Here is a 13,258-nt window from a genome sequence, read left to right on the forward strand (position 1 = left end):
TGTCAGACGCTCAATGTGGCTAGCCGACGCTTCACCACCGTGTGCAGCTGCCGGTCCTCGGGTTCCCGCTGCCGCAACCGGTTGTAACGGACCACGAAATCCCGTAGCGCGCGCAGTTCATCCTCGGATCTGCCGTCCGCCTCATACGCCCGGGCCAGCGCTGCCAGCGCGCGAACCTCGTTTGTGGGTGCCCCGGACTCGAGGTAGCACGCGCAGGCCGCCTCACCGTGGGCTATCGCCTCAGCCGGATTCCCCAGCTTCAGATGGCAGTCCAGCAAGACGCGGTGTAGCGCACCTCGGTTGTAAGGCGTGCTCGCGCGAGTCATCACCTCGATGGCGAACGGCTCCCGCGCCAGTGCTCGCTCCGGTTCCCCCAGCTCGAGGTGGCAGTGGATCTCCGTCGGCAGCGTTGCGGCGACTCCGCGGTCATCGGCCAGGTCTTCGTAGAGACCTCCCGCCACAGTCGCGTGATGCCGCGCTGCTGCCCATTCCTCCCGGTCTTCCAGCAAGACACCCATCTGCTGGTGCCCGTTCGCTGTTTCCAGCGGATCATCGATGTCCTCGGCCAAGCTGATCGATGTCGCGAGGTTGTGCTCAGCGGCTCCGAACTTCCCCAGCTTCCGCTGGATGTTGCCCAGCACCCGGTGACACACGGCCTGATACCGCGTGCGGACGGGGACGTCCAGCTCGTCCTTGGCGATCTCGGCGGCTGAGGTCAACAGGAGTTCCGCCGCCGACCACGGACCGTTGCGGGTGTGGTAGCAGCACAGAGCGAGAGGCAACCTCCACCGATACTCCGTGAAGGACCGGAAGTCCGGCGAGTCCAGCACGGCGAGCAGGGTCTTGTGCTCGGTCTCGAACCACCGCCGGCCGTCGTCCTCCGTCGCCGGAGCAGGCAGCGGTGCGCCATCGGCGGCCACGAGGTCGTCCGGGAGCTCCCGACCGGATCGGAGGGCCCGATCGGACAGCCGGGCGGCGGCCAGCAGCCATCCGAGCAATCGTTCCCGGACCGCGCGCACTTGTTCGGCTGATAGCTCTTCATCTGCTCGTTCGCGAGCGAAGGCCCGGACCAGGTCGTGGAGGCGGAACCGCTTGCCTGCGACAGGATCGAGCAGGTTCCCCAGCAAGAGCTCGTCCACAGCGTCCGGCACCGAAGACGCCGGCAGTCGCGTCAAGAATGGGATCATTTCCAGAGCGATCTCAGGTCCCGGGTGGAGCGCGACGACCTGTAGAACGAGGGCCGCTTCGGCGGACAGTGGCGCGTAAGACAAGGCGAGTGAATTGTGCAACGCTGGCTCTCCTTCGGGTTTCGCGCCCAGCACCGCGGCGGCCGTGCCCAGCCGGGTCAGCACGTCCGCCAGTTCAACCGTCGGGTTGAGCCGCGCCTGCGCGGCGACCAGCCGGACTGCCAATGGAAATCCCCCGCACGCCGCTACGAGCTTGGCCGCCGCGAACGGCTCCGCCGCGGTCCGCTCGACGCCTATGGTTTCGTGCAGGACGGCCAGGCTGGCTTCGCCGGTGATCGGCTGCAGGTTCAGCGTTCGTGCACCCGCTGCCGCGGGCGCGGTAGCGGCGGCGCGCGTCGTGACGACCGTGCGGCTACGTTCTCCGGCAGCCAGGAGGTCCGCCACCTGTCGGACGTCGGAGGCATTGTCGAGGATGATCAGGACAGCGCGGGTGTTCACGGCAGTCCGGTAGGCGGCCAGACAGACATCACCGGCTTGGTCGGCGAGCGGAATCCCCAGCTGCCTCGCGAAGTTGGCCAAGACGACTTCGGGTAGGACCGGACCGGACGGCGAGAAGCCGCCCAAGTCTGCGAAGAGGACGCCGTCGGGAAATTGCGCCGCCGCACGATGGGCCCATTCGGCGACCAGTTCGGTCTTGCCCAGTCCACCGAGCCCGTGGACCGTCAAGACCCGGACCCCGCTGTCAGGGTCGGTCAGAGTGTCAAGGAGAGCCAGCTCGGCTTCGCGGCCGTGCACCGTCGACCGCACGGGCGGCAACGACCGTGGCAGCTGCTCGGGAACCGCTGCCGACACACGCCGCGCCTTCGCCACCAGCGCTCGAGCTTCCTTGCGCAGGTGTGCCAGCGAGGGCGACCCGAGATACGGAGGCAACTCTTCGCGCCGCCGTAGGTCGTCGGCGATCTCGGTCGCCCGGCCGCATTCGGCCCACAAGCGCCACAGCACAGCCCGGATCTCGTCGACGTCCGGTAGCAGCTCGCCGGCTCGCTGCGCGTGACCGACTGCCGATTCCGGTCCTTCCCGTTCCGCGGCGAGCTTGATCAGCTCGAGGTAAGCGCGGCGTCCTTCAGCCCGCAGCTGCACGAGCTCGTCACGCACCCAGCGCGGGTCCAGCCCGGCCAGCGGCGGTCCTTGCCAGCATTCCAGTGCCTCGCGCATTAGCGGCAGCTTCCGGGAGGCAGGCAGCCCGGCACAGCCGGCAAGCCCGGCGCGGAACCGCCACAGGTCGACCGAGTCCTGTGCGATCGCCAGCTGCAAAACCATGCGCTTGTTCTTCTTGACCAGCTCGACCCCTGAGCGAGCCCGCAGTTTCGCACCGTAGGACCGCAGCGTTGCCGGGTCCTTGACCCCGAAACGGTCGGTCAGCTCGCCGAAGCCGACCTTGCCTTCCGCCACTGCGGCGATCGCCAGAACGGTGGCCTGCCGAGGTTCCAGGCGTACCGCTTCACCGTTCACCAGCAAGCGCACGGCACCGAGAACGCACAGGTCGACGCTGACTTCGTCCATGGTTCCCAGTGAACCAGATCGTTACTTGCTCAGCGCAGGCTGAACAGGCCACCACGCTTTCGACCACGGTTTCCCCCACAAGCCGCACGGACAGTGGCGCCGTCGGAATGACCGCTCAGGGAGGAAATCATGGGCTACTCGGAATCGGCAGGCTTCGCACCGTGGTGGACAGCTGGCTACGGCGCACGAACCTGCCCGGTGCGACGCGTGATTCTGGCTGTGGTGCACAGTGAGGCAGCGGGAGAGCGGGTAAGCGCGGCCGTGCAGGTGCTCGAGCGGGAGCCGGGGTTTCAGGTCGTCTTCACTCAGCCGCCTGGCCCGGCCGAAGACATGGTCCGTTCCTACATCGCCACAATCGGCGCACTCACCACGCCGTGGGAACGCGCCGTCCGCACGCGCTTCGATCTGGTCGTCACAGCCGACCCGGCTGGGGTCGGCTTGCTGCAGGGGCCGCTGCTGGTTCTGCCCGAGGTTTCAGCGGAGGGCGCGATCGTCGACCACAACGGCCGATGCTGTGTCGCCGCGATCGTGCAGTTGCTCCGGCGGCGGCAAGCGCATCCCGAGCCACTACTCATCGGCCTGCCGCAGGTGCAGGCGTTGACCCGGCTTGGCGCCAATGCTCCGATGTTGGCCCGACACTCGGTCGTCGTCGGCGATCCGGGGTATGACGAGCTGCTTCGTGCCTGCCGTCGGCAGCCTCGGATTCATGGGAGCCAGCGACTAGGTCTCGTGCTGTCGGACCGAGGGCCCGGCTCGTTGCTTGCTCGGACCCCAGCTCTCCTCCGGCACCTTGCCACGGCTCTGCCTGCTCAGGAGACGCGCCTGGTCTGCCGGCTTCACCCGGACGTGTGGGCGCAGCACGGGAGGCGGCAGCTGGAAGCATGGGTCGGGGAAGTCGTGCAGGAGCGCATGGAGTTCCTGCGGCCCGGGCATGAATGGCAGATCCTTGCCGCGCAAGCTGATTTCGTGGTGGGCGACCACGGTCACGACACGGCGTGCGCTGCAGCGGTCGGAAAGCCCGTGTACTTGGCCCGTCCAAACGAGAAAACCCCCGAGAACTCGCTCGCCGAGGCCATTTCCGAGTACGGGATGGTCCTAGACCCCGCCCTGTCGCTGGCCTCCCAGCTTCGTCAGAGGACGCGCCCGAGCCTGCCGATTGTGCGACAGCTCACCTCCGTTCCGGGGCAGTCCGCCTTTCGGCTGCGCACTCATTGCCTTCGCCTGATGCGGTTCAGCGGTCAGGCCGATCGGTAGAGAGGGGGTATTCCATGTTGCTCATCCGTCACGCGCTTCGCTCGGGAGGCGGCACCGGCGACAGAGCCGCGTTGTGCCCGATCGGCTGATTGCCGCCTTCACCGCTGGAACGGCCTGGCACGCCTCGACGTCGTGTCCAGGCCGTTCCCATCATTGCGGCACGGATGCCTCGTTGAGGCTGAGTCTCCTCTGTCTCGGACGCCGCGCTCACACTCGAGACCAGCGCTGCACCCGACTAGTTCCGACCAGTTTCTCGTACCCGGACAGGTCCCTGAAGGCGCACCAACAGTCCCCGGGTCATTGCAGTCGACAACCCGAGGACTGCTGGTTTACGGCGAATATCCTTTGTGGCCGGTCAGGAGAAACGGCGCACGACGTAGGCGTTCTTGTCCAAAGTCGGCGAGAACGTCGCGCAGCTCGGCTGGTTGTACAGGCCGGAGACGATGACCCACCCGGCGGGCGGCTGGTACTGGGTCGTCGCGCACATGGTCAGCTGCGAGCCGACCGGCACGCTGGAGCCCAGCACGAGGACGAAGGTGTTGAGCGTGATCGAGCTGCCGCAAGAGCTGCTGTAGAAGTGGCCGGTGTCGATCCAGCCCGCCGGGATGGGCAGGTAGCCACACTGGTTGATCTGCGTCTGGGTGGTGGTCGCCTGGGCGGGCGCGGTGGCCAGCGCCATACCGGCGATCGCACTGGCCGCGACTAGACCCGCTCTGATGGCACGTGACATTGGGGTTCCCCTCTCGTTGGCTCGATCGATCCGTGATCGAGTACTCCTCCAGGATCATCGACAGGCTGGTTTTTCGGTACTGCCAAAGGGAGAACAGCGAAAAGTCCAGCCGTTTGGCGAGGGCACTTCGACCGTGAGGTGCGGGCATTTCTGCCCTGGCAAGTCCGAAGGCAACCGAACGGCGGCGCCGTGCGTGCTCGGGGTGGCGATGCCGTAGCGAGGGAGACCTATGAAGCACACGATGAAGGCAGTACTGGCGGCCATGCTGGCGTTGGTCCCGATGCTGACCGCCACCGCGGGTACCGCCGCGGCGCGTGAAGCCACTAGCTGTACGTGGACGCGGGGCACGCTGCCACCACCCGCAGGGGACGACAGGGGATACGTGTCCGCCGCGGCGTATGGAGGGTGGTTCGCGGGCAGTGCTTCTTCGGCCGGTGCGATCCGCTGGCATGACGGAGTGGCCGAAGTACTCGGCCACGCGTTCGGCCAGCAGACCGAGCTGACCGACATCAACTCGTCGGGCACCGCCGTCGGCATGACCTATAAAGACTCCTTCGAAGACAACGCTGTCGTCTACCGGGATGGCCGGTTCAGCGTTCTTCCGCGGCCGCCGGGGCGGCGGTCGGCGCGGGCGCTCGGGGTGAACGACGCCGGTGACATCGTGGGGACCGCGCTGGGCCTCGGGGACAACTTCGACCTGACGATCTGGCCTGCCTCCGCGCCGGGCACGGTGGTGACGATCAACCCCGATCCCACCGTCTACGGCTATGTCAGCCCGGTCGACATCGACGAGCAGGGCCGGATCCTGATCCGCGCGGAGACCTCGACGCCCGACTTCTTCGTGCGGTACCCGGACGGGACGATGACCAAGATCGCGCTGGGCACCGACATGGTCGATTCGTTCCGCAACGGGCGCATCGCGGGGGTGAAGTACGAGAACGAGCGGCTGACGACCGTCGAATGGGACCTGACCGGCGCGGTCGTACGCGAACTGAGTACCTGGGCGAACGCGCCCGCCGTCGATTCCGGCACGCGCACGACCGGGATCTACCGGACCGCCGACCGCGGTTACGCGCTCGGGGTCTGGGAAAGCGGCGTTCTCACCGATACCCTCGCGACCGTTGCTGATTTCAACGACATCGACGGACCGGTGATCGCCGATGACGGCATGATCGCGGCCATGGTCGGCACCGAGCTGGCGACCTTCCGGCACAGCTGTTCGGCGTAGCTGTCACACACTCATCATGTCGTCATCAAGGGACGATCACGTCGCAGCTGCACGCTTGATACATGGAAACCTCTCGAATTCTGGCCGCGATGCTCGTGCTCCCGGCGTTCCTGGTGACCGCTTGCGGTGGTGAGGAACCCCAGGACACCGGCATCGCCTCGGTGCCGACCACCGGTTCCTCTTCCTCGGCCGAGGCTCCTCCGTCGTCCGCGGCCCCGTCGGGGAAAAGCGAGTTCTACGACGCGCAGCTCGCCTTCTCCCAGTGCATGCGGAAGGAGGGCATGAAGGACTGGCCGGATCCCAAGCTCTCCGGGTACGCCGACATGCCCAAGATGGAGAAGATCCAAGGTCAGGAGGTCGAGAAGGACGGGCAAAAGGAGCTCCAGCGTGTCATGGCGGCATGCGGCGAGCTGATGCAGAAGGCGGCGCAGCTCGAGCCGAAGAAGGATCAGCAGAAGGTCTTCGAATCGCTGATGGCGCACGCACAGTGCATGCGGGCACAGGGCGTCACCAAGTTCGCCAACCCGACGATGCAGGGCGGGCAGGCGATTCCCGGTGGCGACCCCAACCCGACGTCCCCGCAGATCGACGTGAATTCGCCCGCCTACGAGGCAGCTCGGAAGGCTTGCGAGGACAAGCTCATCGAACAGGCCGCGGGTATGCAATGAAAGCGCGGGCCGGAATAGCCATCGCGATGGTGGCCGTCGCGGGTGTGGGGCTCGGGGCGTACGCCTTGTTTTCGGGGACCGGGGACGCGGCGGACAAGAAGCCCGCCGCGAACCTGCCGCCCGCCACCGCCGAGGTCGTGCGCGGTGATCTGGTGCGGAGCAAGACACTTGACGGGCAGCTCGGGTACGCGGAGCGGCGGGCGGTCAAGTCGCCGGTCGAGGGGACGGTGACCACGGCGGCCGAAGCGGGCAAGACCGTGGAACGAGGGCAGGTCCTCTATCGGCGGGACACCCAGCCGGTCGTCTTGCTGTACGGGAAGACGCCGATGTTCCGTGAGATGGCGGAAGGCACTGTCGGGCCGGATGTCCAGCAGCTCAAGAAGAACCTCCGTGACCTCGGCCGTGGGCGGGGGCTGGCGAACGACAACAAGTACGACGCCGCGACCGTGGCCGCGGTGAAGTCGTGGCAGAAGTCGCTCGGGGTGCTGGAGCCGACCGGTTCGCTCGGCAAGGGGGACATCGTGTTCCAGCCAGGCCCGGCCAGGGTGGTCTCGGCTGACGCGGCGCTGGCCGATCAGGTCGGCGGGGACAAGCCGGTGCTGACGATCGCCTCCACGAAGCCCGTGGTCAGGGTGGCGCTCGACAAGAACGACCAGGGTCTCGCGAAGGCGGGCACCAAGGTCGAGGTGACGCTGCCGGACGGCACGAAGGTGCACGGCGAGGTCACCGGCACGGCGAAACCCGAGTCCGAGGGCACCGCGTCGCCTCCGCAGGGTGTCCAGGCGGAGATCAACCTGGACGAGAACACGCCGCCCCAGGACGGCACCGCGAGCGTGAAGTTCATCGAGGAGAGCCGCACCGGTGTGCTCACCGTCCCGGTCGAAGCGGTGATCGCACTGCGCGAGGGCGGCTATGGGCTGCAGGTGGTCAAGGACGGCACGAGCACGACCGTCCGGGTCGAGACCGGGATGAGCGCCGACGGGCGGATCGAGGTCAAGGGCGACGGGCTGGCCGAGGGGCTCAAGGTCGGAGCGGCCGCACCATGACCGACGCGGTGATCGAACTGACCGGGGCCACGAAGTCCTATCCCGGCGGGGTTTCGGCGCTGCGCGGGGTCGACGTGCGGGTCGAGCGGGGTGAGCTGGTCGCGATCGTCGGGCCGTCCGGCTCGGGCAAGTCGACGCTGCTGAACCTGATCGGCACGCTGGACAGGGCGACCTCGGGTGAGGTGAAGGTGGCCGGGCACGACGTGAGCACGCTGTCGGACGCGCGGCTGTCGACACTGCGCGCGCGCCACATCGGGTTCGTGTTCCAGCAGTTCCACCTGGCGCCTGGGCGGGACGCGGTCGCCAATGTCGCGGACGGGCTGCTGTATTCGGGGGTGCCGCTGAAACAGCGCCGGGCCAGGGCCGGTGAGGCGCTGGGCCGGGTCGGCCTCGGGCATCGGCTCGGCCACACCCCCGCCGAACTGTCGGGCGGCGAGAAACAACGGGTCGCCATCGCCCGCGCGCTCGTCGGCGAGCCCGACCTGCTGCTCGCCGACGAGCCGACCGGTGCGCTGGACACCGCGTCCGGCGAGGTGGTGATGAGCCTCATCGGCGAGCTGAACGCGGCGGGCACCACGATCTGTGTCATCACGCACGACACCGAGATCGCCGAGCGGCTCCCCCGCCGGATCGGCATCAGGGACGGCGGGATCGTCTTCGACACCGGCGCGGTGAAGCCATGCTGAAGCCGGCCAGGCTCGCCGCCGCCGACGTGCTGCGCGTCGGCATGGTCGGGCTGCGCACCCGGCCGGCCAGGGTGGTGCTGTCCGCGCTGGGCATCGCCATCGGCATCGCGACCATGGTCGCCGTGGTCGGGCTGTCCAACTCGAGCAGGGCCGATCTGATGGCCAAGCTGGACCGGCTCGGCACGAACCTCCTGATCGTCGAAGCGGGCAACACCGCCGACGGGAAAGCCGCCCGGCTGCCGAAGGCGGCGGTCGGCATGGTCGCGCGCATCGGCCCGGTGCAGCAGGCCACCGCGACCGCGCAGGTCGACGCCAGGATCCGCCGCAGCGACGCGGTGCCGATGGAGCTGGCGCCCGGCGTCACCGCGCAGGCGGCTCGCCTCGACCTGCTGACCGCGCTCGGCGCCGGCGTCGGCCAGGGCCGGTGGCTCGACGCGGCGAGTGAGCGGATACCCGCCGTCGTGCTCGGCTCGGTCGCCGCCCAGCGGCTCGGGGTGACCTCGGTCGGCGAGAAGATCGTCATGAACGAGGAATGGTTCGTCGTCATCGGCATCCTCGATCCGGTCGAGCTGGTGCCGACGCTGGACCGGGTCGCGCTGATCGGCTTTCCCGCCGCGGAGCGGTACTTCGGCTTCGACGGGCATCCCACCACGATCTTCGAGCGCTCCACCGACGCTTCGGTGGAGGCCGTGCGCGCGGTGCTCCCCCGCACGGTCAACCCCGGTGACGAGCACTCGGTGAAGGTCTCGCGGCCGTCCGACGCGCTGGTCGCCAAGGCCGCGACCGACGAGGGGATGACCACGCTCATGCTGGCGCTCGGCGCGGTCGCGTTGCTGGTCGGCGGGGTCGGCGTGGCGAACACCATGGTCGTGTCGGTGCTGGAACGCCGTCAGGAGATCGGGCTGAGACGGGCACTCGGGGCGACCAAGCCCGCCATCCTTATGCAGTTCCTCACGGAGTCACTGCTGCTGTCCGCGCTGGGCGGGCTGGCGGGCGCGCTGCTCGGCGTGATCGCGACCTACGTGCTGGCCGCAGCGCAGGGCTGGACCGCGGTCATCCCCCCGTGGTCGCTGGGCGCCGGGCTCGGCGCGACCATGGTGATCGGCGTGATCGCCGGGCTCTACCCCGCCGTCCGCGCCTCCCGCCTGCACCCGACGGTCGCGCTGAACACCACCTAGCTCCCAGTGCCGGGATAAAGCGGGCTTTACTCCGCGATGTTTAGCGGGCTTTATCCCCGGGAGTAAAGCCCGCTTTATCCCGGGGTTTAGGCGTTGAGGAACTGGAAGCATTGGTAGGGGCCCGCTGTGCCGCCGTCCGCGATGATCGTCACGCGGACGGCGTCGGGGCGGGTCCCGTTCAGCACCGTCTCGGCACGGGCCAGTGTGCACACCAGCTGGCCGGCGAACATGCCCGTCACGCTGTCGACCGGGGTCTTCGGCAGGCGCAGCGTCACCTGGCCGTTCACCGACCACGCGGAGAACGGCCCGGCGATGACGACGAGCGTGGTGTAGCCGTTGGCGATCTCCACCTGGTTCAGGCCGCCCATCAAGAGCTTGATCACGCCGTCGAGTGACGAAAGCTCCAGGCCGGGGCGCGCCACGCCGCGCACCCCCTGGTCCGTGACGAAGTAGAGCCGCATGCCTTCGGAGACACCCGCGATCGGCGGGCCACCGTCGACGACACCGGTCGGCTGGACGCCGCAGCCGGTCACCAGCAGGCAAGCCGCGAGGATGAGCGAGCGGGCCCGGTTGATCATGCCTTTTCCCTTTCCTGGCAGGGAATCCGGACCGTGAAGAGCGCGCCGCCGCCGGGATTCCCGGACACGGTGATCTCGCCGCCGTGCAGGCGGGCGTTCTCCTGGGCGATGGCCATGCCCAGCCCGCTGCCGTCGGAGCGCGTGCGGGCGCTGTCCGCCTTGTAGAACCGCTCGAACACGCGCCGGGCGGACTCGGGGGTGAGGCCGGGGCCGCGGTCGGCGACCTCGATGAGCAGGTCGGTCCCGGCGCTCCGCGAGGTGAGGGTGACCGGCGGCGCGCCGTGCCGCAGCGCGTTGCCGACCAGGTTGGCGACGATCACGTCCAGCCGCCGCCGGTCGAGCCTGGCGCGGGTGCCGCCGGGCAGGTCGACCTCGACCCGGTCCGTCCAGCCGCGGGTGGACAAGGTGGCCCGCAACGCTTCGGCGACATCTATGTCCTGAATGGACAGCGCGGCCACTTGGGCGTCAAACCGGGAGATCTCGATGAGATCGTCGACGAGCCTGGCGAGGCCGGTGGTCTCGGAGCTGATCACGCCCGCCGCCCGCGCGATGTCCGGTGGCAGCCGGTCGGCGTCTTCGTCCAAAATGGACGACACCAGCGTCATCGCGGCCAGCGGGGTGCGCAGCTCGTGCGACACGTCGGCGACGAACCGCTTGGCGCGGGCTTCCTGGTCGCGCAGCTCGGCGACCGAGGACTGCAGCGCGTCGGCCGTGTCGTTGAAATCCCGCGCCAGATCGGCGAGTTCGTCGCGGCCCTTGACCTTCACGCGGGTCTCCAGCTTGCCGCCGGCCAGCCTGCGGGTGGCCTGGCCGAGTGTGCGCACGGGCCGCAGCACCGTGCCGGCCGCGAGCAGCGCGAGCACGGCGGTGAGCAGTACCACCGGCAGTACTCCATTACGGACGGAGATGATCAGGTTGCCGATGTCGCGCTGTTCTTCCCGCAGCGAGACGGCTTGGAACACCTCCAGCCCGGTCGGGCGCACGGAGCCCGCGAAGGCGACCGAGCTGCCCAGCAGCAGCCACGGCTCGCCGTTCCACTCGATCCGCTGGAGCGCGACGCGCTCGCCCCGCCGCACGTCCGCGCGCAGCTCGGCGGTGAGCATGCGCTGGTCGAGCGCGCCGGCGGCCAGCTCCTGGTACGTGGCGACGAGCTTGACGTCGCCCGCGCCCGCCGCGACCGTCTGGACGAGCCGGGTCAGCGCCGCCTGGTCGGGCGGGACGTCGAACTCCGGCACGGCCGCGCTCACCCGGTCGCGGAAGTCCTTGCGCGCGGAGGTTTCGGCACGCTTGAGGATGGCCTCGCGGGCGTCGTCGTAGGCGAGGACGGTGGCGGTCGCCGCGCTGACCAGTGACACCAGCACGAAGGCGAGCAGCAGACGGCCGCGGAGTCCGCCGAACCGCAGCAGCCTGCTCACAACGGCCCGAACCGGTACCCGAAGCCACGCACCGTCTGGATGTAGCGCGGCCGGGACGCGACGTCCTCGATCTTGGCGCGCAACCGGCCGACCGCGGCGTCCACCAGCCGTGAATCGGCGAAATAGTCGTGTTCCCACACCAGTTGCAGCAGCTGCTCGCGGCTGAAGACCTGGCCAGGCGACGCGGACAGTTCCAGCAGCAGCCGCAGTTCGGTCGGCGGGATCGCGATCGGCTCGCCGCGCTTGGCGACGCTCAGCCCGGCCCGGTCGAGCACGAGCCCGTCGTACTCCTCGGCGGAGCTCGGCCGGGGTGTCGGCTCGACGCGGCGCACGGCGGCGCGGACCCTGGCGTCCAGCACGCGGGCGGTCACCGGCTTGACCACGTAGTCGTCGGCGCCCGCTTCCAGCCCGGTGACGATGTCGGAGTCGTCGCCGCGCGAGGTGAGCATGATGATCGGGGTCTGGGCCGCCGCCCTGATCCGGCGGCACACCTCGAATCCGTCGATGCCGGGCAGCATCAGGTCGAGCACCACCACGTCGATCCCGCCGGGACCGCGCAGGAGGTCGAGGCCTTCCTCGCCGGTGCCGGCGGCGGCCACCTCGTGACCGTGGCGCCGCAGCACCAGTTCCATCGAGTCCCGGATGGAGACGTCGTCTTCGACCAGCAGGACATGCGCCATGATCGCGATTATCGCCGACCGGACTGTTGGCCGCGCGTAGCGTCGCACCGAAAAGCATTACACGGATCGGTGCAGTTTTCCTTGACTCCGAAGCGATCCAGCGGCGGTTAGGGGCCCGCCCCTGCCCAGCGGAGGCTGCCTGGGGGAACAGCCTGCGAGCAGAGGCGGGAGCTCAAGGCCGGTACGGGGGTCGCCTCTCGGCGAGTGGCTCGACACGGCTCCGGCCTGACCGGTATTCCGTGAAGGCAAGGGGTGAGGCCCGGGGACACCGCCGTACCGACACCCTGTACAACGCTTCGGGGCCGCTGGTGTTCCCGCCCGTTCGGGTGACGTGCGTCGCTAGGCGCGCAAACTGAGCGCCAATTCGACGTGACCAGCATCGAGCAGGTAGCCGAGGAACAGCGCGCGCAGGCCCGTGCGCAGCGCGTCCGGAGCGACCTCGCCGGGGACCGCGAGCTGGTGCATGACGAAACCGTGGGCCAGCGCGGCCAGCGCCGGTGCCATCGCGTCCGGGTCGGGTGCGCCCGCGGCGCGGGCAGCGGCCGAGGCGACCTGACGGGACGCGGCCAGTGCTTCCGAGACGGGAGCGTGGAGTTCGGGGCCGCGGGCGGCATGGAGGTAGGCCTCGAACATCGCCAGCGCTTCGAAGCGGTCAGGGGCGGACTTGGCCGCGAAGACCGTGGCGATCTCGTCCGGGGAACGCTGTTCGGCGCCGAGCGTGTCGGCAAGCTCGATGAGGCGGGACTTTTCGGCGGCCGTGAACTCTCGCAAAGCTTCTTCGACGAGCTGGGTGATCGAGTCGAAGAAATAACTCACCGTCGCGAGTGGAACGCCAGCCTTCTCGGTGACGGCGCGGTGCGTGATGCCCGCTGTCCCCTGCTCGGCCGCGACTTCGACGGTGGCGCGCAGCAGGGCGTCGCGGCGGGCCTTTCCGCGCTCGCGGTGGTGGCGCTTGGGAGTGGTCACGGGGACACGGTACGCAAAGTCTGGAAGTTCTTCCAGACTTCGGTCATGATGGAGGGCAACCGGACCTGAAGGAGTTTCA

General features: G+C 68.9%; 12 protein-coding genes. 6 read left to right on the forward strand and 6 right to left on the reverse strand.

The window, feature by feature from the left end; genetic code table 11:
* Positions 1–2: 2 nt before the first annotated feature.
* Positions 3–2,750: an NB-ARC domain-containing protein gene (locus AB5J62_RS32895; protein ID WP_370943889.1), complete on the reverse strand. Its 2,748-nt coding sequence runs from the start codon at positions 2,748–2,750 to the stop codon at positions 3–5.
* Positions 2,751–2,879: 129 nt separating this feature from the next.
* On the opposite strand from AB5J62_RS32895, the gene AB5J62_RS32900 reads away from it, so the two are divergent.
* Positions 2,880–4,004, forward strand: coding sequence for a hypothetical protein (locus AB5J62_RS32900; protein WP_370943890.1), 1,125 nt, complete (start codon positions 2,880–2,882; stop codon positions 4,002–4,004).
* Positions 4,005–4,359: 355 nt separating this feature from the next.
* Here the strand turns inward: AB5J62_RS32900 and AB5J62_RS32905 are convergent, their stop codons facing one another.
* Positions 4,360–4,734: a hypothetical protein gene (locus AB5J62_RS32905; protein WP_370943891.1), complete on the reverse strand. Its 375-nt coding sequence runs from the start codon at positions 4,732–4,734 to the stop codon at positions 4,360–4,362.
* Positions 4,735–4,975: 241 nt separating this feature from the next.
* Between AB5J62_RS32905 and AB5J62_RS32910 the strand changes: the two genes are divergently transcribed.
* From AB5J62_RS32910 to AB5J62_RS32930, 5 genes are all read left to right on the forward strand, one after another.
* On the forward strand, positions 4,976–5,962 hold the full coding sequence (locus tag AB5J62_RS32910) for a hypothetical protein (RefSeq protein WP_370943892.1): 987 nt from the start codon (positions 4,976–4,978) through the stop codon (positions 5,960–5,962).
* Between the two features lie 62 nt (positions 5,963–6,024).
* The gene (locus AB5J62_RS32915) at positions 6,025–6,630 is read left to right on the forward strand and encodes a hypothetical protein (protein ID WP_370943893.1); all 606 of its coding nucleotides are present in this window, start codon (positions 6,025–6,027) and stop codon (positions 6,628–6,630) included.
* A complete protein-coding gene (locus tag AB5J62_RS32920; RefSeq protein ID WP_370943894.1) occupies positions 6,627–7,676 on the forward strand; it encodes an efflux RND transporter periplasmic adaptor subunit in 1,050 nt (349 codons plus the stop codon). Before AB5J62_RS32915 ends, AB5J62_RS32920 begins: the two co-directional genes overlap by 4 nt.
* Positions 7,673–8,362 (forward strand): ABC transporter ATP-binding protein, encoded by a 690-nt coding sequence (locus tag AB5J62_RS32925; RefSeq protein WP_370943895.1) that lies wholly within the window; start codon positions 7,673–7,675, stop codon positions 8,360–8,362. The genes AB5J62_RS32920 and AB5J62_RS32925 overlap by 4 nt, the downstream gene beginning before the upstream one ends.
* Positions 8,356–9,540, forward strand: a complete 1,185-nt coding sequence (locus AB5J62_RS32930; protein ID WP_370943896.1) for an ABC transporter permease — start codon at positions 8,356–8,358, stop codon at positions 9,538–9,540. The genes AB5J62_RS32925 and AB5J62_RS32930 overlap by 7 nt, the downstream gene beginning before the upstream one ends.
* An 86-nt stretch (positions 9,541–9,626) precedes the next feature.
* Here the strand turns inward: AB5J62_RS32930 and AB5J62_RS32935 are convergent, their stop codons facing one another.
* The 4 genes from AB5J62_RS32935 to AB5J62_RS32950 form a co-directional block, all read right to left on the reverse strand.
* On the reverse strand, positions 9,627–10,118 hold the full coding sequence (locus AB5J62_RS32935; protein ID WP_370943897.1) for a hypothetical protein: 492 nt from the start codon (positions 10,116–10,118) through the stop codon (positions 9,627–9,629).
* Positions 10,115–11,533, reverse strand: a complete 1,419-nt coding sequence (locus tag AB5J62_RS32940) for an ATP-binding protein (protein WP_370943898.1) — start codon at positions 11,531–11,533, stop codon at positions 10,115–10,117. Before AB5J62_RS32940 ends, AB5J62_RS32935 begins: the two co-directional genes overlap by 4 nt.
* Positions 11,530–12,213, reverse strand: coding sequence for a response regulator (locus AB5J62_RS32945; protein WP_370943899.1), 684 nt, complete (start codon positions 12,211–12,213; stop codon positions 11,530–11,532). The genes AB5J62_RS32940 and AB5J62_RS32945 overlap by 4 nt, the downstream gene beginning before the upstream one ends.
* Positions 12,214–12,552: 339 nt before the next feature.
* Positions 12,553–13,179 (reverse strand): TetR/AcrR family transcriptional regulator, encoded by a 627-nt coding sequence (locus tag AB5J62_RS32950; protein ID WP_370943900.1) that lies wholly within the window; start codon positions 13,177–13,179, stop codon positions 12,553–12,555.
* Positions 13,180–13,258 lie beyond the last annotated feature (79 nt).

Source organism: Amycolatopsis sp. cg5 (genome assembly GCF_041346955.1).
Lineage (GTDB): Bacteria > Actinomycetota > Actinomycetes > Mycobacteriales > Pseudonocardiaceae > Amycolatopsis.

Bases quoted from the DNA above. Each gene is read 5' to 3' on its own strand.
- AB5J62_RS32925 (WP_370943895.1), top strand. From the start codon at position 7,673: ATGACCGACGCGGTGATCGAACTGACCGGGGCCACGAAGTCCTATCCC.
- AB5J62_RS32910 (WP_370943892.1), top strand. From the start codon at position 4,976: ATGAAGGCAGTACTGGCGGCCATGCTGGCGTTGGTCCCGATGCTGACC.
- AB5J62_RS32930 (WP_370943896.1), top strand. From the start codon at position 8,356: ATGCTGAAGCCGGCCAGGCTCGCCGCCGCCGACGTGCTGCGCGTCGGC.
- AB5J62_RS32920 (WP_370943894.1), top strand. From the start codon at position 6,627: ATGAAAGCGCGGGCCGGAATAGCCATCGCGATGGTGGCCGTCGCGGGT.
- AB5J62_RS32935 (WP_370943897.1), bottom strand. From the start codon at position 10,118: ATGATCAACCGGGCCCGCTCGCTCATCCTCGCGGCTTGCCTGCTGGTG.
- AB5J62_RS32945 (WP_370943899.1), bottom strand. From the start codon at position 12,213: ATGGCGCATGTCCTGCTGGTCGAAGACGACGTCTCCATCCGGGACTCG.
- AB5J62_RS32905 (WP_370943891.1), bottom strand. From the start codon at position 4,734: ATGTCACGTGCCATCAGAGCGGGTCTAGTCGCGGCCAGTGCGATCGCC.
- AB5J62_RS32915 (WP_370943893.1), top strand. From the start codon at position 6,025: ATGGAAACCTCTCGAATTCTGGCCGCGATGCTCGTGCTCCCGGCGTTC.
- AB5J62_RS32895 (WP_370943889.1), bottom strand. From the start codon at position 2,750: ATGGACGAAGTCAGCGTCGACCTGTGCGTTCTCGGTGCCGTGCGCTTG.
- AB5J62_RS32900 (WP_370943890.1), top strand. From the start codon at position 2,880: ATGGGCTACTCGGAATCGGCAGGCTTCGCACCGTGGTGGACAGCTGGC.